Source organism: Caenibacillus caldisaponilyticus, from assembly GCF_002003465.1.
GTDB lineage: Bacteria > Bacillota > Bacilli > Bacillales > Sporolactobacillaceae > Caenibacillus > Caenibacillus caldisaponilyticus.
The window spans coordinates 54,935-74,869 of the sequence record NZ_BDDQ01000016.1 but is presented as its reverse complement, the minus strand read 5'-3'; the positions used below and the strand labels follow the sequence as shown (position 1 = coordinate 74,869).

At 50.8% G+C, this 19,935-nt stretch carries 21 protein-coding genes and 1 pseudogene; 12 read left to right on the top strand and 10 right to left on the bottom strand.

Annotation, left to right across the window (positions count from 1 at the left end):
* Positions 1–450: ATP-binding protein (locus CCB157_RS05905; RefSeq protein ID WP_158077225.1), on the bottom strand; the 450-nt coding region annotated here is incomplete at its 3' end.
* Positions 447–1,643, bottom strand: coding sequence for an IS21 family transposase (gene istA / locus CCB157_RS05900; protein WP_077614985.1), 1,197 nt, complete (start codon positions 1,641–1,643; stop codon positions 447–449). The genes istA and CCB157_RS05905, both read right to left, overlap by 4 nt.
* Before the next feature lie 41 nt (positions 1,644–1,684).
* Here istA and CCB157_RS17245 point away from each other — a divergent pair, with 41 nt between their 5' ends.
* Entirely contained in the window at positions 1,685–1,987 is a 303-nt protein-coding gene (locus tag CCB157_RS17245) for a hypothetical protein (RefSeq protein ID WP_143286944.1), read from the top strand.
* A gap of 61 nt (positions 1,988–2,048) precedes the next feature.
* On the opposite strand, the gene CCB157_RS05895 is transcribed toward CCB157_RS17245, so the two are convergent.
* Positions 2,049–2,525: a DUF6241 domain-containing protein gene (locus CCB157_RS05895; protein WP_077614984.1), complete on the bottom strand. Its 477-nt coding sequence runs from the start codon at positions 2,523–2,525 to the stop codon at positions 2,049–2,051.
* Positions 2,526–2,744: 219 nt separating this feature from the next.
* A complete protein-coding gene (locus CCB157_RS05890) occupies positions 2,745–4,010 on the bottom strand; it encodes a helix-turn-helix transcriptional regulator (protein WP_077614983.1) in 1,266 nt (421 codons plus the stop codon).
* Positions 4,011–4,659: 649 nt separating this feature from the next.
* On the opposite strand from CCB157_RS05890, the gene CCB157_RS05880 reads away from it, so the two are divergent.
* The 4 genes from CCB157_RS05880 to CCB157_RS05865 all read left to right on the top strand — a co-directional run bounded on the left by CCB157_RS05880 (position 4,660) and on the right by CCB157_RS05865 (position 7,933).
* A complete protein-coding gene (locus CCB157_RS05880) occupies positions 4,660–5,943 on the top strand; it encodes an MFS transporter (protein WP_077614981.1) in 1,284 nt (427 codons plus the stop codon).
* 567 nt (positions 5,944–6,510) lie between these two features.
* A complete protein-coding gene (locus tag CCB157_RS18000) occupies positions 6,511–6,633 on the top strand; it encodes a YuiA family protein (protein WP_238594612.1) in 123 nt (40 codons plus the stop codon).
* Positions 6,634–6,770: 137 nt separating this feature from the next.
* Positions 6,771–7,094 carry a YuiB family protein gene (locus tag CCB157_RS05870; protein ID WP_077614979.1) on the top strand — a complete coding sequence of 108 codons (324 nt, stop codon included), beginning with the start codon at positions 6,771–6,773 and terminating at the stop codon, positions 7,092–7,094.
* A gap of 155 nt (positions 7,095–7,249) precedes the next feature.
* A complete protein-coding gene (locus CCB157_RS05865; protein WP_193432263.1) occupies positions 7,250–7,933 on the top strand; it encodes a 3D domain-containing protein in 684 nt (227 codons plus the stop codon).
* A gap of 191 nt (positions 7,934–8,124) precedes the next feature.
* Here the strand turns inward: CCB157_RS05865 and CCB157_RS05860 are convergent, their stop codons facing one another.
* Positions 8,125–8,733, bottom strand: coding sequence for a biotin transporter BioY (locus tag CCB157_RS05860; protein ID WP_077614978.1), 609 nt, complete (start codon positions 8,731–8,733; stop codon positions 8,125–8,127).
* A 172-nt stretch (positions 8,734–8,905) separates the two neighbouring features.
* Positions 8,906–9,274: a helix-turn-helix domain-containing protein gene (locus CCB157_RS05855; RefSeq protein ID WP_077614977.1), complete on the bottom strand. Its 369-nt coding sequence runs from the start codon at positions 9,272–9,274 to the stop codon at positions 8,906–8,908.
* A gap of 163 nt (positions 9,275–9,437) precedes the next feature.
* On the opposite strand from CCB157_RS05855, the gene CCB157_RS05850 reads away from it, so the two are divergent.
* From CCB157_RS05850 to yugI, 3 genes are all read left to right on the top strand, one after another.
* Positions 9,438–9,659: a helix-turn-helix domain-containing protein gene (locus CCB157_RS05850; RefSeq protein WP_369688662.1), complete on the top strand. Its 222-nt coding sequence runs from the start codon at positions 9,438–9,440 to the stop codon at positions 9,657–9,659.
* 519 nt (positions 9,660–10,178) lie between these two features.
* The gene (gene asnB / locus CCB157_RS05840) at positions 10,179–12,065 is read left to right on the top strand and encodes an asparagine synthase (glutamine-hydrolyzing) (RefSeq protein ID WP_077614974.1); all 1,887 of its coding nucleotides are present in this window, start codon (positions 10,179–10,181) and stop codon (positions 12,063–12,065) included.
* Positions 12,066–12,228: 163 nt separating this feature from the next.
* On the top strand, positions 12,229–12,618 hold the full coding sequence (yugI, locus tag CCB157_RS05835; RefSeq protein ID WP_077614973.1) for a S1 domain-containing post-transcriptional regulator GSP13: 390 nt from the start codon (positions 12,229–12,231) through the stop codon (positions 12,616–12,618).
* A gap of 58 nt (positions 12,619–12,676) precedes the next feature.
* On the opposite strand, the gene CCB157_RS05830 is transcribed toward yugI, so the two are convergent.
* Complete coding sequence (locus CCB157_RS05830; RefSeq protein ID WP_077614972.1) at positions 12,677–12,904, bottom strand: DUF378 domain-containing protein; 228 nt, start codon at positions 12,902–12,904, stop codon at positions 12,677–12,679.
* A 378-nt stretch (positions 12,905–13,282) separates the two neighbouring features.
* On the opposite strand from CCB157_RS05830, the gene CCB157_RS05825 reads away from it, so the two are divergent.
* The 4 genes and pseudogenes from CCB157_RS05825 to fumC all read left to right on the top strand — a co-directional run bounded on the left by CCB157_RS05825 (position 13,283) and on the right by fumC (position 18,393).
* Positions 13,283–14,446 (top strand): iron-containing alcohol dehydrogenase, encoded by a 1,164-nt coding sequence (locus tag CCB157_RS05825; protein ID WP_077614971.1) that lies wholly within the window; start codon positions 13,283–13,285, stop codon positions 14,444–14,446.
* A gap of 230 nt (positions 14,447–14,676) precedes the next feature.
* Positions 14,677–16,027 (top strand): annotated as a pseudogene (locus CCB157_RS05820) (glucose-6-phosphate isomerase).
* Positions 16,028–16,518: 491 nt separating this feature from the next.
* A complete protein-coding gene (locus tag CCB157_RS05815; protein WP_077614970.1) occupies positions 16,519–16,812 on the top strand; it encodes a YggT family protein in 294 nt (97 codons plus the stop codon).
* 192 nt (positions 16,813–17,004) lie between these two features.
* A complete protein-coding gene (gene fumC / locus CCB157_RS05810) occupies positions 17,005–18,393 on the top strand; it encodes a class II fumarate hydratase (protein ID WP_077614969.1) in 1,389 nt (462 codons plus the stop codon).
* A 116-nt stretch (positions 18,394–18,509) separates the two neighbouring features.
* On the opposite strand, the gene CCB157_RS17570 is transcribed toward fumC, so the two are convergent.
* From CCB157_RS17570 to CCB157_RS05800, 3 genes are read right to left on the bottom strand one after another with little or no spacing between them, the layout of a single operon-like run.
* Positions 18,510–18,668, bottom strand: coding sequence for a hypothetical protein (locus CCB157_RS17570; protein ID WP_158077224.1), 159 nt, complete (start codon positions 18,666–18,668; stop codon positions 18,510–18,512).
* Positions 18,622–19,185 (bottom strand): glycosyltransferase, encoded by a 564-nt coding sequence (locus tag CCB157_RS05805; RefSeq protein ID WP_077614968.1) that lies wholly within the window; start codon positions 19,183–19,185, stop codon positions 18,622–18,624. The genes CCB157_RS17570 and CCB157_RS05805 overlap by 47 nt, the downstream gene beginning before the upstream one ends.
* On the bottom strand, positions 19,146–19,679 hold the full coding sequence (locus CCB157_RS05800) for an MGDG synthase family glycosyltransferase (RefSeq protein ID WP_158077223.1): 534 nt from the start codon (positions 19,677–19,679) through the stop codon (positions 19,146–19,148). The genes CCB157_RS05805 and CCB157_RS05800 overlap by 40 nt, the downstream gene beginning before the upstream one ends.
* Positions 19,680–19,935 lie beyond the last annotated feature (256 nt).

Here is a 19,935-nt window from a genome sequence, read left to right as displayed (position 1 = left end):
CAGCTTTCCTTCCTGGTCGGCTTTTCTTAACTGAGTGACCAAATCATGGGCGGTAATAAAATACGTTTTATACCCTCTTGCGATCGCCTCCATTCCAATCGAAATCGCCAGATGTGTCTTTCCAATCCCCGGCGGACCGAGAAAAAGGATATTCTCCTTTCGATCAATAAACGATAAGGTAAGCAGCTCTCGAATCCGACGCTCATCCACGGAAGGCAGTGCGTTAAAATCAAACGTATCGATCGTCTTGCGATATGGCAGTTTGGACAGTTTGATGAGCGTTTGGATCGATCGTTCCTGTTTTTCGATGATTTCCGCCTCTAATAAGCGGAATAAAAACTCCGAATATGGTATATTATGAGTAGCTGCGTATTCTGCCATGGCGGACCATCGCTCCGCCATGACAGGCAAATGAAGACGGTGGCAATACTCGTGTATTTGTTCTTTCATGAGCTTTCCCCTCGCAGGAATGTGTCATAAACGGACAATGGACGAGTATCCACTTCCACCGAAACAGGCGAAATGGTGACGGCCATTTCCGTCTGTTTCTTTTTGATTTTTTCGGCGAATGAAATCACTTTTTTCTGTTGGTTCAAGTAAGAAATCTCCTCCCCTCGATAATACAATCGAATATCCCCATTTAATCGCTCCTTCACCAGAATTTCTTTGCCCGCATACTCCGCCGATAAGAGCCATTGTTCCCCTTTGTATGAGAAACTGCCATCCCAATGCACTTTCCGATAGGAAAGATAGCTCGTATCGTAATCGTTCAACGGGAGAGGTTTCAGCTGTTCCTCTGCCCAACGCTCTTGCGGAGGAATGCCGGTCGTGGCGTTTGGCTTCCGATTCGCCACTTGATCGAGCCAACGATGGAGAAGGAAATTTAATTCCTCGATGCTTTCAAACGCTGTCCCCACATAGAAGTGATCCATGATATACTGAATGGCTCGTTCGACTTTTCCCTTTGTCTGGGCCCGGTAAGGCCGGCACACTTTTGGAATAAATCCGTAGTAACTCGCAAATTCAGAAAATCGTTGATTCCATTTCACCACTCCTTGTTCCCGGCCGTCTGTAACGGTCTTCATAAATAACACCTTCTTCGGAACTCCGCCGAAGTATTGGAAACTCTGAATCAGGCATTCCATTAAGTGTTCCTGGTCCTGGCTGGTCGTAAATACCGCGTATTTCATCCGCGAATTGCCTAATGTGGCCACAAATAGCGATAACTTGACTTTTCTCCCTTCGATTATCACCTCCCCGACTTCTTTCCAATCGACTTGCATTTGTTCACCAGGAAGCGTTTCATAACGAACGGTGTATTTCTTTTTCGCCGTCTCTCGGAAAGGTTTTATATAGTCCTTTAAAATCGTCTTTCCTCCTGTATAGCCCTGTTGTCGAATTTCGAAAAATAACTTTTCGCTATTGAACACCCCATCCTCTAACATTCGTTTTTGAAGATACTCTTTAAATGGATCTAACTTGCTTTTTCTTTGTTTTCGCTTAGATTTGGAAGGGGGATTGGGGGAGTGAATATATTTTCGAACGGTTTTCCGATCAATCCCCAACTCCCTCGCAATATCGGAAATACTCATTCCCCTTTCATACATCTCTTTGATCATAAAAAATTCCCCTCTCGTAATCACGAACCATAGCTCCTCTCATTGACACTATGGTTCTATTGTAAGTGGGGAATTTTATTCCGGCTATATTGGGGATTTTATCATCGGCTTTAACAGCAGTTGACAAAAATGGTAATTTCGTAACGCCAATATGGGACTATACAATGGCACTTGAATATTGGACAGGAGATTATTGGCAAGCAAAAAAACTTCTTACAGGTTATTTTAAATATCAAACACCAAAAAAGGTGTTTTACCTCGCGGGGCTTCCACAAGGTCGGTATAGAGTAAGAATGTATTATCAGATGCGCCAAAATCCCGATAATACGGGTCAAATCATCACTTATTCATTTCAAGTGGATCGATAACATTAAGGCAAACCAAAGGGTTGCCTCTTTAACATCCGCGTATTAATGTTTTAAGTCTATTTTAATGTTCCCATTCCTTTATAAACTCTTGCTCCTCTTTAGGAGTTAATATTCCAGTTGCTTTACCTAAGCCCTCTCCACCTTGTAGTTTCCAAATCTCGTTGTGATCTTTATCTACACGTGAGAAATCCCCTTTTTTCCATCTTGTTAAAATATCACGGTAAATATTTTCATGTTCATAATGATTTTTATCTAATGCTTCTAATAGCCATTGAATTCTTTCTGGGGTAATCCTATAAAAACACCATTTTTCCTTTGCTTTGACTTTCTGGTGTGACATGCAATGAATATATGCTCTCATATCGGATTCGTAAACCTCTGTAAGCCTTTTTCCCTGTCCAAATGGGTCTTTTTTGACTTCTAGAGGTTTATATGCCGAAGATTTTGTTTTTGAATCGTTATTTACCCATTTATAAATGCCATATGTACCTACTATTAGTAGACATACCACTAATATAATAAAAATCTTTTTATACATTATATGTATGCCTCCAAATGAATTTTAAAAATGTTTTCTTTTTGTAATTTAAGAATTCATAATCAGTATAAATTAAAAAAGGGAAAATTTCAAAAACACCAAGTCTAAGTGAACTGTCCCCCAAATGTTAGACACAGCTAACAGTTGGAGGCACAGTTCACATCGTATGTTGTCAATACAATTGCTGGAGAGTTTTTTGTCCCCTATTACTGAGACAATTCAGGGCAACGCGTTATGCTTTTTTAATAGTTTGGCCATGAACTCGCCAAATCGCGACTTTTTCATAAACGGTGCCAGGGCGGTGATGGCTTCCGGATCGATTTGATCGGAAGGGATATCGGCGAGCAGTTCCGACAGTTTTTCGCTTTCCAGAAAGGGCGCCAGATCGGCAATTTGTCGGGCATTCGTCGGCCCATCGGCCATGCCGTCGATGAGTATTGATAAGGTGCGCCTTTGAACAAAGGGAGCGACGTTTTTTATATCGTCCCACGTCATGCCGTTCTTGGCGGCCCGAAGAAAATATTCGTCATGGTCTTGACCTAAAAAAGGCGCGAGCTCGACTAATTGTTGGAATTCAACGGCCTCATTTAGCCGATCGAGAAGGGCGACAAGGGTTTCGGAATCGATAAAGGGAGCCAGTGAGCGGATGTCTTCCCATGCGACTTCCCCTCCGCGATCCAATGCCTGTTGAACCAATGGGTTCGTGTCATGATTCAAAAATGGCGCCACGGCTGCCAAGTCTTTAATGGTCGGGACGATCTCGGGATGGTCTTCGATGAATTTCTTTAAAGTGTGGCGCTTGACGAACGGCGCCAAGGCAACAAGATCTCCCCACGTCGCCTCCTCGTTCTTAGCCTCATGCAAAAATGCATCGGTATAATTCCCTAAAAATGGGGCAAGGCGGACGACCTCTTTTAAGGTCGGTGGTTCATGAACCGTCGTATGAATGAGGGAGGCGAGCGTTTCAGGATTCGTAAATGGCGCCAAGGATCCGATGATTTTCCAATCCGCTTCCTCCACTTTTACAGCGGCAAGCAATTCATCTAAGGTTTGTTCATCCAGAAACGGAGCGAGCTGGATCACATGGTCCAACGTAAACAGCTTTTTATCAATTTTTTCGGTGACTTTTTGTAAGACGCTCGTTTTAAGCAAAGGAGCGACATCGACCAGTTCGTCTACGGTCGCCTCTCCGGCATTGACCGCCTCACCCGCAGTTTCGGGACGTTCGGCCATTTTTTTAATCAGCGGATCCACCGGCTTGCCGTGGTTTTTGTTTTTACCGCCGTATAAAATTTGATCAATGGTTTGCTGAAACACTTTGGCCAGCTCCACGAGCGTGCCGATGTCAGGCAAGGATTCCCCGCGTTCCCATTTGGATACGGCTTGATGGCTGACATTGAGGCGATCAGCCAACTCGACTTGAGTCATATCCGCTTCTTTTCGCAACTTGGAAATGTACGCGCCAATCATGCGTGCGTCGAGCATCGGTTAAAGCCTCCTTTCAATGAGTAACATAGAGCGCGCTCTATTTGTGAAAAAGCATAACACATGGAAAGGGATAAAACGATCAACGGTTGGTTGAATCGATGCGACCGGCGGTTAAATCGGGATATTTAGATAACGAAACCAGTCGGATTTTTTCGATGGCTTGGACGGATCGGTGATCGTGTTTGGATTTCGGCGCCAAACAAAGGACGTGGCGGGGCGGGATCGGACTCACCTCGAAGCCGCCGGGCAAAGTCATCTTGACTTTGGCATGTGGGGGAACTGTTGCTCGAAGGCTCCGCCGGCTTTCCCGCGCGCCCACAAACGCGGACACAGGATTCATACAGAACAACGGGCCGGGTTATCCGATCGAATCGTTGAAGGGGATTTTCGCCCCTTCTTTTTTTATTTATCCAAATTTCAAATTTTAACTTTTTAGTTTTCTGTCAGGCATCCTTCCCGCTTAATGAAGAGCGTTTACCCATCTCCACGCGCCATTCCTAAGCTTTTAAGCATGGCGGCTGGAATGAAAATACGTCTTAAGACGGAAGAGAAAGCGGGCTTGAGAGCGGTTTTTATTCGAGGAGAACGCTTTAGAATGGCTTTAGATAAAATCATTAGTCAGTGTGACCTTAAGGAGATTGGCGATATGAAAAAGGCGTTTCGCGTATTCAAAAAAATGGATTATACGCGGTTGTTCTTAGCATCATTCACGTCCAGAATGGGTTCGATTATCGGCATGACGGCGTTTTCGTTTTACTTGCTTGACCGGTTTTCGAACCAACCGATTTATGTGTCGTTGACGGAAATGATGTATTCCCTTCCCATGCTGGCGGTCTTTTTCGTTGTTGGAGTGCTTGCCGACCGGATGGACCGAAAGAAAATTGCGGCCTATTGTGAATGGATCAGTGCCGTTCTCTCTTTTGCCTTAATGGGCATGATTGCCGTCGGCTGGATGCCAATTATTTTCGCCATTTTATTTTTGCGCAGCGCCGTCAATAAGTTTTTCTTTCCGGCGGAAAGCGGTCTCGTGCAAGGGGTTCTGACCGAAGAGGAATATACTTCCGCGGCCGGGCTTAATCAGATGACGCAAAGCCTATTCATGCTGTTCGGCAGCGGTCTTGGGATTGGCTTCTATTGGCTGTTCGGCGTCCAAGGCGCCGTGCTCATCGATGCGATTTCCTTCATCATTTCCGGGCTGCTCATCCATGCCTGTAAAATGGGTGAGGACGTGCGCTTGCCGAATGGGCCGCATCAATTAAAAGACCTTAGCGTGAAAATGATGATCGCGGATTTTAAAGAAGGGATCATTTACTCGCTCAAACATAAGCTATTATTTAACTTGATGATCGGGTTTTTCGTCTTCGGTGCCGTGAACGGCGCGCTGAGCGTGATCTCTGTTTTTATGCTCAAATACAAATTGGCCCCGGCAACCTATGAGACGTGGACGATTTGGGAGGGCATTGTCTTTGGTTCGGGCATTTTGATCGGAAGCGTGTTGGCCTCATCCTTTGCCGATAAATTGAAGATTTATCAAATGCTCTATGGAGGGCTCTTCCTAAGCGGCCTGTTTGTCGGTGCTGTGGCTTTTTCGAACCATGTCATCACCTACCTGGTTTTAACCTGTTTGACAGCCTTGGCTTTACCTGCGGCCAATATCGCGATTGGCGGTTGGCTGCCTAAGATTGTCGATCCGAAAATGATGGGTCGAGTAGAAGGGACGATCTCACCGCTCATGATGGTGTCGCAGACCCTGGCGCTGGGCCTCATCGCCTGGACATTCCCGAAGTATCTGAACATCAGCGGGGTCTTCCTCGCTGTCGGCGCCATGATCGTCGGTGTCTCCATTTTCTTTGCGATGGTATTGCCAAAGCTCGCCAAGGAACATGAGGAAAAAGAAACGGCTCAAGAAGTCGTCGATGTGCCGGTGTAAAAACCTTTGGGGCAACAGGGCACGAATTGAAAAAATGAACAAAAGGCCCGGCAGACCATGCCGAGCTTTTTCTCTTTGGGCGGCTGCAAAGTCCGTCTTCAGGATGAAAGCTCCGAGTTCCGAATTCGAAAGAAGCAGTACGCTTGGCGGAAAGGTGTCGTGTGGAAGAAAAAAACGCGTTCATCCTACAAGGCCGGCGATCAATGGGGGAGTCGGTTTGGCAAAGCCAAAATCTTTTCTGTAGAAAAAGGTTTCCCCGGCCATGAAGCTGCTCGATGTGACAAACGGAAAGAAAGCCAGACGTCGAAGGAAGGTCCAGCGGGCGGCCAAAAAATGAAGCCCCCCATTTCTCGCGCCGCGAATCCACTTTCATTGAGGCCAACAGCCGGTCAGCGTGCGCGTGAATCGTTTACACCGATTGCGGCGAGAATAAAGAATAAAATGAATGAAAACGCGGAATTTTCGTTTGTATTCGCTTACATGAGGGTAAGGGGGCAGGAACGCCCCTTTTCAAAAGCCGCAAAACCTGTTAATATTATCAGAAATCTTCGAAAGGGAGTGCTGTTCGTGAGGGATGCGTCCGACAAAAAGAAATTGTGTCCTTATTGCGAAGGAAAAGGCTATTTTCAGTTGCTCCTCGGCGGTTCGGAAACGTGCGGACGTTGTTTAGGAACAGGAAAGGCCTCATAATGACATGATCCCATCCCCATCCTCGATGGGGTTTTTTTTGTTTAAGTCACGGCTCCTCGTCGGTAAGGCGTCCGATATTAAGCGTTGACTCCCCCTTGGTATTTCAAGTACACTAGCGGTGAAACGGAGGTCCGGAGATGACGCTATCACTGCCCCAGTTTTTGATATCCATTTTGTTGTTTGCCGTTTTGTTTTTCGGCGTCGGCTTTATCGTTAACATGTTATTGAAAACGACGTGGCTCGTGCCGCTCCTTTATCCGGTGATCGTCATTCTGATGATCGATCGCGTCTCCACATTGAAATATTTCACCGAGCCGCATAAAACGTTCACCGAAGTGCTGAACCGTCTGGCGTCGCTTGCCCCGACGGATCTTGTCGTCCTTTCCGCGGGCTTGATCGGGACGATCGCGGCAGCCGTCACCATTAAGATATTAAGGTCCAAAGGTTATCGAATGTTTTAAGCGCTTTGCGAAAAAATGTTTCCGCTTGCAGAATCGCTTCAATCGATTCGCCATGTGTTGGACAGCCTTCGTTCCGCCCTTATCATCGTTTCTGCCGTTCATGTATAATTGCGCTCCGGTCTGGAAAAAAATAGACCGGAGGAGAGTGAACGGAGTTGCAAACGACCAAAACGGTGGTGAGGCGCGTGACGTTGGCTTTTTTATGTCTGTACGCGCTGTATTCGACGTGGCATGCCGTCTCCGGCATCGCGCCCGCCGAACTCTTTCGATGGTTTTCGGGCCATCGAGCGACCGGTGCCCAAAGTTTTCATGATTTAAAGCGGGAAGAGACCACCCTTGACGGTGGCATGATGGCGTTGGACCAAGATTCACCGTTTGTTCAAAGCTTGGCTCAACAGGCGTTCCGACGCGTCTCGCTGCCCGATTTCAATCAATACCCGACGCAAGAAGTCATCGCGACCGGATATACCGCCGGTGTGGAATCCACGGGAAAAACGCCCGCCGATCCGGATTACGGCATCACATACAGCGGCGTTCGCGTCCGCCGGGACCTCTATTCGACGATTGCCGCGGACACCACTGTTTTTCCGATCGGGACGATTCTCTACATTCCAGGATACGGCTACGGGGTCGTCGCCGATACCGGTTCGGCGATTCGGGGCAATAAATTGGATCTCTATTATCCGTCGGTGCAAGCCGTTTACGGCGAATGGGGCAAGCGCAAGACCGTCGTTTACGTGATTCAAAAAGGCGGCGGATCGCTGGATGAAGCGACCATGAACCGGTTAAACGGTTCGGACGCTTTGCAAATGAAGCAAACCGATGCCGTTGAGATTTAAAGTTCGGTTTGACCAGGGCGAAGCGGCACGCGTGTCGTCCAGCCGGTGCGGGGCAGCGCGCGTGAACCTTTGTGAGTGAGCGATACAAATCATGAAAGATGAGGCCGACCCCGATCGTCGGGGCCGGCCTCATTTCAATGGTTTCATGGACGATGAATCCGTGGCTTGAATGCTTTATATTGCGCGTTTTGTTAAGGATTGGAGCGGGAAGAGGGATTCCCGCCGACGGGCATGGGCTGCTTTCTCCGCACGGCGTCCAGGCGGCCTTTGATTTGCGGCGCGATCAGGACGGTCGCGAAGGTCAAAATGATGTCCTTCACGAGAAACGGAATCATCGCCACCCAAATGGCGCCATAGGTCATCGGCGCGTTGATCCAAAGTTTTAAACTGAAGTACATGTAGAGCGTCCCCGTGATGTAGTTGGCGGCGAGTCCGACGACACCGGCGAGCAAAAACGCCGAGAGGTTCGGATGTTCGCGGCGTTCGACGATTTTTCCGACGGCGTAAGCAGTCAGGATAAAGGACAGGATAAAGCCGAATGTCTGGCTCATGATGGTGCCGGGACCGCCGGAAAAGCCGGCAAAGACCGGAACGCCCGCGAGGCCGATTAAGGTATAGACGATCATGGAAAGAGCGCCGATTCGGGAACCGAGCGTTGCGCCGGCGAGAATGGCCACCAACGTCTGAAAGGTTAACGGGACGCCTTGAACGGGCGGAAGAAAGGCGGCGATATTGGCGCCGATGGCCATGAGCGCGGCGTAGACAGCCGCCAGCACGAGATCTACGGTTTTGATTTTCATGAAATCACCTCTCATCGCTACTAAGCGTAAGCGATCAAACATCAATTGTCAACTTTAATATAAAAATGGTTAACAAAAGAGGCGGCCAAACGGGAAGTGCGCCAACGCGTGCGCACGGGAGCGCCGCGCATCATGATAAAACGACCGCCCCGGTGAGTCGGGGCGGTCGCACTTACGGCGATTTGATAATCTCCCATATCTTTTTGATTTTTTGGTAATCTTTGGTGTTCGCCACCAATTCGCGGATGAAAGCTTCCATGCCGTTGATCTTTTTGATCTGTTTCAATAAAGCGAGGTCTTCGTCTTTTAAATAATTTTCGGCGGATTCATGAACCGTGTCTTTTATCCCGAGCAAATAATCGGATGAAACGTTGAAATACTTGGCAATGCGGGCGATCAACTCCGGATCCGGCGTCCGAGAACCCGATTCGTAGCGGGAAAGCTGGACGTTGGAAATCATCAGCGCATCGGCCAAACGCCTTTGGGATAAATTTTTTCGCTCTCTCAAATGGCGGATTCGCTCACCTAAAGAGGTTCCCATAACCGGTCGATCCACTCCCGCTAAATGTTAAAAGCATTTTATCATGAAACGGCTCTTACCTCATCGGTAATTACCGGAATGGAAAAATCTTACGCGGATCATGGAAAAAGGTGGTCATTTTTTGTCGCCTGTGTTACCATAATGGAAAAATATTATAGGGGAGGTGAACGGATTGCCGAAAAAGACCGTCGATTTAAAGAAATTAAAGCAGCTCCGTAAAGCGCGCATGTCATTGGAAGAAATGTCGCGGCTTTTGGGCTATCAGAGCCCGAACGGCTATTATTATTTGGAAATCGGCCGCACGAAGATCACGGCAGAACAACTCGCATTGATCGCGCAAATCCTGCATGTCGACATCGAAGATCTGTTCACCGTTGTCAATTAAAATGATGCGATACATTCAAGCGACACGGCCCATTGGTCATCGGGAACGGCCCGGCCGTCCGAATCTCCGGATTCGCTGATCGAGGGAAAAAGCTCCGGACGGAAGCCTTACGGATGGCGGCTGCCTCTCCGCCTGCCCGATGCCCGGTGGTGATCAAGAAGGCCGTCGAATCGACCACGTCATGGCGGAACATGAAACCAAACCGCCTCTTTTTTTTGGCTTCATAAGGCGGAAACGACCGTCCAATAGGCAGAAAGTCGGACGAACTTTATTCGAGTGAGTAAAATAATAAGGGAGGAGGCAGACTTGTGAACCAACGTTTACCGTCTTTGTCAGATGCCTTCAGCGGGTTTAAGACTAGGCAATAAAAAAAGAGAGTGGTACACTAAGTGAGGCAGTTTGATTTTACGAGCGGTATCGTTCGATCATGATAAAAGACGGTTTCGAGTACCCTATACATAGATCATTCAGGCGTGAACGGCGCTGTTTGCTTCACCTATAGAAAGGAGTTTCTCAACAGTGTGCGGTTTTGTCGGATTTATTTCAAATAGATTGTTGGAACCCAATAACCATAAACAAAACCAAATGGTTGAAAGGACGAACATCATCACGCACCGGGGGCCGGATGACGCGGGATTTTACACGGACGACACGATACAGTTCGGCTTCCGCCGTTTGTCCATCATCGACCTGGAAGGCGGCCATCAGCCTCTCTCCTATGAAGACGACCGCTTTCACATTATTTTTAACGGCGAAATTTACAACTATGTCGAACTGCGCGAAGAGCTTGTCAAAGCCGGTATGTCCTTTAAGACGACTTCGGACACGGAGGTCATCGTCGCTTTGTACGCCGCGAAAGGTCCGGAAGCCGTCAAAGACTTGCGCGGGATGTTCGGCTTCGTCATCTGGGATAAGGTCGAAAAAACGATTTTTGCCGCGCGCGATCCGTTTGGCATCAAGCCGTTTTATTATATGGAAACGGCCGACGGCCTGTTTTTCGCTTCGGAGAAGAAAAGCCTTTTGATCGGTGCCGATCCTGCACCGGTCGCCCGCAAAGCGCTGCAACATTACTTGACGTTCCAATTCGTTCCCGAACCCGAGACGATGGCCGAAAACATCAAGCGGCTGACCCCGGGGCATTATTTAATTAAAAAGGTCGGCGAACCGATCGAAATCCGCCCGTATTGGCAACCGGCCTTCCGTCCGGTCCAACAAAACTTGGATGAAGCGAGCCGGGCGATCCGCGACGTGTTGCGCGAATCGGTAAAAATCCACATGCGCAGCGACGTGCCGGTCGGCGCGTTTTTGTCGAGCGGCATCGACTCGACGAGCATCGTCGCTTTGGCCAAAGAATTTCACCCGGGCATTCTCACCTTTACGGTCGGCTTTGAAAGCGAAGGCTACAACGAAATCGACATTGCCAAAGATACGGCGGAAAAATTGGGTGTGGAAAACATTCATACGGTCGTCACGCCGGAAGCCTTCGTCAAGGAACTGCCGAGAATCGTCTGGCACATGGACGATCCCGTCGCCGACCCCGCGGCCGTCCCGCTTTATTTTGTCGCCAAAGAAGCGGCGAAACACGTGAAGGTTGTCCTCTCCGGTGAGGGCGCCGACGAACTCTTCGGCGGCTACAACATTTATCGCGAACCCCTTGATCTCAAGTGGTTCAAAAAAGTGCCGGATCCCGTGAAGAAGTGGATGAAAGCCGTGGCCGAGAAACTGCCGGAAACGATGAAAGGAAGAAGCTACATCATCCGCGGTTGTACGCCGATCGAGGAGCGGTATATCGGCAACGCGTTTATCTTCGATGAAGAAGAAAAACGGCTGGTGATGAAGCATCACCGCGACGATGAAGCTTTTACGGATGTTACGCGCGACTTGTACCGCGAAGCTTCGGATTACAGCGAAGTGGAAAAAATGCAATACGTCGACTTGCATACGTGGCTGAGAGGGGACATCCTCGTCAAGGCGGACCGGATGACGATGGCCCATTCGCTTGAGCTGCGCGTGCCGTTTTTGGATAAAGAGGTCTTTAAAGTGGCCGCGGAACTGGCGCCCGAACTGAAAACGGCCAACCAGACGACGAAATTTGCGCTCCGCGAAGCGATGCGCGGCATTGTCCCCGACTCGATTTTGTTCAGGAAGAAACTCGGCTTCCCCGTCCCCATTCGCGTCTGGCTGCGGGATACACTCTACGATTGGGCGAGAAATATCATCCGGGACAGCCAAACCGACGAATGGATCAACAAATCTTACGTCTACAAGCTGCTCGACGAACATCGGGCAGGTTATCGCGACAACAGCCGCAAGCTGTGGACAATTTTGGTTTTCATGCTGTGGCATCAAATTTACATCGAAAAAACCATTCAAATCGACAACGGAGCGGCGGCCGTTCGCTCGTGATGGCGCGCGGACCCGTGAATCACGGATCCGTGCGAAGCAGCGTTCGCCCGTTTGCCTAAGCCGTATCCGCTGAATCGTTTTTCCACCGGTGAGTTCGGTGCTTTCATTTTCGGATAAAACGTGGTATAATTTATAAGTTAAAAAATATCTAGGAGTTGTTTTCATGCTTGATCAATTGAAGGTCGGGGACATCATTGAAGGAAAGGTGACGGGCATCAAGCCGTTCGGCGCCTTTGTCGCGATCGACGATGAACATCAAGGCCTCGTTCACATATCCGAAGTTTCCCACGACTACGTGAAAGACATTCATGATGTACTTGCCGTTGGCGATACCGTCAAAGTCAAAGTGACAAAGATTGACGGAGAAGCGGGGAAAATTTCGCTTTCCATCCGGCAGGCGCAACCCGAACCGGAACGGCCGCGCCGATCGGGGCATCGCGGCCGCAGCCGCAGCGGCGATAAAGGATTCAACACGCTCGAGCAAAAGCTGAAAGAATGGCTGAAAGAATCCAACGAAAAACAAGCCCAGCTAAACAAACGATTGAAAAAATAAAGAAAGAGGGCGTCCCGTCGCGCAGGAGCGGGACCCCTCTTTTTATGTTGGGAAAACTTTAACTCGTCGGTTCCGTTTCGCCGGCAAAGGCTTCGTTGGGCTTGAAAAGCAAGGTTAAGCAATACAGCGCGGCGATGCCGACGATGCCGTAAAGGATTCGCGACAATGCGGATCCTTGGCCGCCGAAGATCGCGCCGATAATGTCGTATTGAAAAAAGCCCATGAGACCCCAATTAATGCCGCCGATAATGACGAGAGCTAAAGCGGTCCGTTGTAATCCGCTCACGGGATCAACCTCCTTTGTACTTCCAAAATGTTTTCTTTTCATATCTTGCCAGAACCCCTCACATACTATTCAGGCGAATGTGCCGAGGTAAAATACGTGAAGCCTGCCAAAAGATCATTTATGATGGAAGCGGAGAGGAAACGCTGACGGGTGGCGGCGTCGCCGATCCGGCGTCCTTCGCGAGAGCGCCCACCGCTTGGATGATACATAACGGTCAAGGACGGCTGACGGTGCTTCATATGGACCTCCGCCGTCGTTCAAAGTCCGTGCGCGTGGCTGGCTTAAGCGGGCAGGCGGCCGAACCGGCGTGCGCGGTGGGCCGTAAAACCGATGGCGCCACTCGGGCGAAGCAAGGAGACATGGAGGGAGCGATAAAGGATGGAAAATTTTGTATTTCAGAACCCGACGAAACTAATTTTCGGCAAAGGGCAAATGGAAGCTTTGCGCACGGAAGTCCCCAAATACGGAAAAAAGGTGCTTTTGGTCTACGGCGGGGGCAGCATCAAGAGAAACGGCATATACGATAAAGTGATGGCGGAGCTGAAAGCCGCCGGCTGCGAAGTGTACGAGTTGGCCGGCGTGGAGCCGAACCCGCGGATTTCCAGCGTGCGTAAAGGCGCCGACATCTGTAAAAAGGAAGGCGTTGAATTCGTGCTCGCCGTCGGCGGCGGAAGCGTCATCGACTGCGCGAAGACGATTGCCGCCGCGGCTTTGTACGACGGCGATCCTTGGGATCTCGTCACAAAAAAGGCCAAGCCGGAACAAGCGCTTCCGCTCGGCACCGTTTTGACGCTGGCGGCGACGGGTTCGGAAATGAACTCCGGCGCGGTGATCACGAATTGGGAAACCCGTGAAAAATACGGATGGGGTTCGCCGCTCTTGTATCCGAAGTTTTCGATCCTCGATCCCGAAAACACGTATACGGTGCCGAAAGATCAAACCGTCTACGGCATCGTCGACATGATGAGCCACGTCTTGGAACAATATTATTTCCGTTCCCCCAACGCTCCGCTTCAAGAACGCATGTGCGAAGCGGTGCTAGAGACGGTGATCGAGACCGCGCCGAAATTGGTGAGCGATCTGCACAATTACGAATACCGCGAGACGATCATGTATTGCGGAACGATGGCCCTCAACCACGTCATAAGCATGGGCACGCGCGGCGACTGGGCGACGCACAATTTGGAACACGCGGTCTCGGCCGTTCACGACATTCCCCACGGCGGCGGGCTCGCCATTTTATTCCCGCATTGGTTGCGGCATACTTTGGATGAAGGGTTGGAAAAAACGAAACGGCTCGCGGTGCGGGTTTTCAAAGTGGATCCCCGCGGCAAAAGCGACCGCGACGTCGCGTTGGAAGGCATTCAGCGCCTCAGCGATTTTTGGACGTCCCTCGGTGCCCCCTCCCGCCTCTCGGACTACGGCATCGGTGCCGATCAAATCGACATCATGGCGGACCGCGCGATGGCCAAAGGCAACTTCGGCAATTTCGTCACCTTGAACCGGGACGACGTCGTGGCGATTTATCGGGCGGCGCTGTAATCCTGCGGGGAACCGGCAGCCTCGTTTGAACGCCACGCCGTAAACAAAGCGCCTTCGCCGGAAAAAACGAATCGCTGTTTCAATGACATGGGTCACAAACGGGCGGAGCATGACAAACCGCCCGTTTCTTGATTTGCCATAGGCGTTTGTTTACCATTAAAAAAGTAAGGGCCGGACGGCCTTTCTCCATCTGGTGAACGGATGAACACTGGTAAAATGGGGGCAGTAAAATGGAAAAGTTGACGTTTGACTATCGCACCGCGGCGCCTTTCTTGTCTGAGCGCGAATTGTCGTACATGGCCGGAGCCGTTGAAGAAGCGCACCATCGGCTACATAACCGCTCGGGCGCCGGAAACGATTTTCTCGGTTGGCTCGAATGGCCGACTCATTATGATAAAGAAGAATTCAGCCGCATCAAAAAAGCGGCCGCGAAGATTCAAGCGGATTCCGACGTGCTCGTCGTCATCGGGATCGGCGGCTCATACTTGGGCGCGCGCGCGGCCATCGAAATGCTCAACCACAGCTTCTACAATTTATTGACAAAAAATGAAAGAAAAAACGCCGCAAATCTTCTTCGTCGGCAATTCGATCAGCCCGACCTACACCCAGGATCTGTTGGATGTGTTGAAGGATAAGGACGTGTCGGTCAACGTCATCTCAAAATCCGGCACGACGACGGAGCCCGCCATCGCTTTCCGCATTTTCCGGGCGTTCCTTGAAGAAAAGTACGGAAAAGAGGAAGCGCGCAAACGGATTTACGCGACGACCGACCGCGCGAAAGGCGCGCTTAAAACGTTGAGCGACGAAGAAGGCTATGAAACGTTCGTCATTCCGGATGACGTCGGCGGCCGTTATTCCGTCTTAACCGCGGTCGGATTGTTGCCGATTGCGGTCAGCGGCGTCGACATCGACGCGATGATGGAAGGCGCGCGCGCGGCGCAGGCCGATTTCGCCACGCCGGATTTGATGCAAAACCCCGCCTACCAATACGCCGCGTGCCGCAACATTTTATATAACAAAGGCAAAGCGATCGAATTGCTCGTGAACTACGAGCCCGGGCTTCACTATTTTGCGGAATGGTGGAAGCAACTCTTCGGGGAAAGCGAAGGGAAAGACCATAAGGGGCTTTATCCGGCCTCGGCCGATTTTTCGACCGATCTTCATTCCCTCGGCCAATACGTCCAAGAGGGCCGGCGCCATTTGTTTGAAACGGTTTTGAAGGTCGAGAAACCGCGGCGTGACATCGTCATTCAAGAAGAGGAAGGCAACCTGGACAATCTCAATTACTTAGCGGGGAAAACGATGGATTTCGTCAACAAAAAAGCGATGGAAGGCACCGTCCTCGCTCACACGGACGGCGGCGTGCCGAACTTGATCGTCACGATCCCCGAATTGACGCCGTACCACTTCGGCTATCTCGTCTATTTCTTTGAAAAAGCGTGCGCGCTGAGCGGCTATCTCCTCGGCGTGAACCCGTTCGACCAACCCGGCGTCGAAGCCTACAAGAAAAACATGTTCGCGCTGTTGGGCAAACCGGGTTTTGAAAAAGAAAAAGCGGAGCTGGAAAAGCGCTTGAAATAAAAGACCTTTAAAAGCTTTTTAACAGCACCGATTTTTTCGGAGTACAGCCAATCGCTTTTGGCATTCTCTTTATCAAAAGCGGTCGGCGATGTACTCCGAATTTTTTTATGCCTTTCCAAGGCGGCATGGATATAAAGGACAAAGTTCGCCGCGGCGGCCGGATCGTCAAAGCAGACTTATGTTGGCGCGGTTGGCACGGGGCCGTCCGTGCGCTTCCATGGAAGCCGTTTGCCCGGTTCCGCCGCCGCCACTAAAATGGCCCCCATCTGCATGAAATCGAACGTTTCGTGAACAATAAACCTAGAATTTTGGTTTTTCTTTCTGGAAAATAAAGCGATTTTCGGAAGATGAGCCGTCCATGATACCGATGGCAACGCGTTTGGCGGGCCAGGCATTGCCGCCTGTCGAACCGGAAAATAAACCGCCAGCCATGCGCTCGCTTTTATTCCCGTATCATGCAAAGCGTCAGACCAAAGGAGAAGGAAATTAAGATGGTTGAAAGGCGTTTTTGGCTTGCCAATGTTTTAAATATCTTGATGAATGTCGTCCAGGCTCTCATCGGCCTTTACATCGTTTTGCGCCTGTTCGGGGCTAGGGAAGTGCCCTTCGTGCGCTTTATTGCGGCGGTCAACCGCCCGTTGCTGGCCCCTTTTGCCGGGATGTTTCGTCCCGTTCGCATTCAGGACGACTACGTGCTCGAATTGTCGGCCCTGTTCGCTCTCATGATCTACAGCCTCATCGGCTTCGCTTTGATCAAGCTGGCGTTGATGATGGTCAAACGCTGATTTTAAGCCGATGTGTTCAGCGGGGCGCGCCGAACGCGTTGCCCTGTGATCCGCCCAAACAAAATATCCGCATTAAGATTTCATCCTGACGTCGGTTTAGCGGTTGTGATTCCCGCTTCCGGCGTTTTTGTTATAATGGAAGGGGATAAAAAAACGGTTACAAGACCCAATTTTTTCAGGGAGGATGGCATCATGGAATATAGAATTGAACACGACACGCTCGGCGAAGTCAAAGTGCCGGCCGACAAGCTCTGGGCTGCCCAAACGCAACGCAGCTTCAACAATTTTAAAATCGGTTGGGAAAAGATGCCGATCGAAATCATCCGGGCTTTTGCCGTATTAAAAAAAGGCGCCGCGCTCGCCAATAAACAGCTCGGCAAACTTGACGAAGACAAAGCCGATGCGATCATCCAAGCCGCCGAGGAAGTCATAGAAGGACGGTGGGACGAGCACTTCCCCCTCGTCGTTTGGCAAACCGGCAGCGGGACGCAGTCCAACATGAACGTCAACGAAGTGATCGCCAACCGTGCGAATCAAATTTTAAAAGACAAAGGCATTGACAAGCGCGTCCATCCGAACGATGACGTCAACAAATCGCAAAGCTCAAACGACACGTTCCCGACCGCGCTCCACATCGCCGCCGTCACCGCGGTGGAAGACACGGTGCTGCCGGCGTTACGGAAACTGAAAGCGACGTTGAAAGAAAAATCGGAAGCCTATAAAGATATCATCAAGATCGGGCGCACGCATTTGCAAGACGCGACGCCGCTCACACTCGGACAGGAAATCAGCGGCTGGTACGCGATGTTGGAAAAATCGGAAGCGATGCTCGTCGAAGCGACGGATTATATTCGCGAACTGGCGATCGGCGGCACGGCGGTCGGCACCGGGTTGAACGCCCATCCCGAATTCGGCCGGATGGTGGCGGAAGAAATTTCGAAAATGACCGGCAAATCCTTCAAAACCTCCGACAATAAATTCCACGCTCTGACCAGCCACGACCAAATCGCAGTCGTCCACGGCGTATTGCGGGCGTTGGCCGCCGATCTGATGAAGATCGCCAACGACGTCCGCTGGCTGGCGAGCGGTCCGCGCTGCGGCATCGGAGAATTGACGATTCCGGCGAACGAACCGGGCAGTTCGATCATGCCGGGCAAAGTCAATCCGACGCAATCGGAAGCGGTCACCATGGTCGCCGTGCAAGTCATGGGCAATGATGCGGCAATCGGTTTTGCCGCCAGCCAAGGCAATTTCGAATTGAACGTGTTCAAGCCCGTCATCGCCTACAATTTCTTGCAATCGGCGAAGCTTCTGGCCGACGCGATGATTTCGTTCAACGATCATTGCGCGGTCGGCATTGAACCGAATCGGGAAAAAATCGATGAATACTTGCACAACTCGCTGATGCTCGTCACCGCGCTCAACCCGCACATCGGGTACGAAAAGGCGGCGACCATCGCGAAAACCGCTCATAAAGAAGGGATCACCTTAAAAGAAGCCGCTGTTAAAACGGGCATTTTGACGGCGGAAGAATTCGACCGGCTCGTTCGTCCCGAGGACATGATCGCGCCGAAAGAATAATTGCCGGAGACAACGCATCGCTTTCATCCAGAAAACGAAAAAGAACCCCCGATGGCTGTTGGCATCGGGGGTTTTTGGATGGGTCCGGCCACATCCGCTGTCAAGGCTCGGCGCAATCATGAGTATTGAAGCAGCGGTTCGCTGCGGTGCTTGGCGTGCCTCGCCAGCTCCGACCGGATCGCTTCGGCGGCCGCAAACGCCGATAAGTGGCGCCGGATCGCTTTCATGTTATGGATCAATTCCTGGCGCAAGCGGGCATCGGTCAACAATTGCACGATGTGCTCCAACAATTGGTTGGGATTGTCGGCCAAAAGGGCGGATCGGCTCTTGAGCAGATATTGCAGGTTTTCTTGCTCGTGCCCTCCGAAGGAGAGGGTAGACGATCATCGGAAGCGTGACGGCGAGCGCTTCTGCCGTGGTCAAACCGCCCGCCTTGGTCACCATGACGTCGGCGACCGCCATGAGTTCTTCCATGTGTTCCGTGTAGCCGATGATCAAAAACCGATGTTGGGCCCGCTTCGCCTGTTCCGACAGCCGGCGGAAGAGAGGCTTGTTATGGCCGCAAACGATGACGGTTTGTAATGAGAGGGGCAGTTGATCCACCAAATGCACGAGCGAATGGTTGCCATCCATCAGGCCGTACCCTCCGCCCGTGAAAATCAACGTCGGAACGCCCGGTTGTAATCCGTATTTTTCCATCAAAGCCGCGCGGTTGTAAGTTTTCAAAAATTTGGGATGGATCGGGATGCCGGTCACGTCGATGCGATCTTCCCGGACGCCGAGCGCCGCCAATCCCTTCCGCACCTGACGAGATAGCGGTCGGTGCACGGATTGATCCAATAGCTGTGAACGGCGTGATCGGTGACGACGGTCGTCAACGGGATGTCCAGGATGTTTCTTTTCTTAAGAACGGAAACCATGCCTGCCGAGACGGGGTCCGTCGCGACGATGATGGACGGATGCATCGCTTCGATGGTGTCGAGCAACGTGCTGAGCCCCATCCGGTTGAATTCTTTCAGCAAGGCGGAAAACGTGTTTTTCCTCCGCGTTTTCTCGTAAAAATAATCATAGACCTTCGGAAATTTACGCATGCCTCCGATAAAAAGTTGATGGGCGACATATCCGAAAAACGGGTGCGACGCTTTTTCCAATTCTATAATGATAGGTAGAGCTTCCGGAAGGCGCTGCCGAATGGCCGCTTGGATGGCGATGGCGGCTTGCCGGTGTCCTTCGCCGAATCGATTCGTGAAGATCAAAACGGTATCTTTATGGTCGCCTGTTGACATGATTGCACCTTCTTCTGGCAAACTCGTTTTACCTGAAAAGACGGTCATTATAGGAAAATGGTTCACGAAGTCTGTCAGATCATGCTTAACCCGCGCGCATCGATGGAGAGCCTTTGGACTGACTGGCCACGGATCGCGAAGGTACCCATGGGCGGATCGGCGGATGCGTTTAATAGGGAGGGGGCCTCGGCAAGCGCCTCTCTGTTTGGATCGCGAGTACGCCGTCGTTGCTCGGCCGCTCCATCCGCAACTCCAA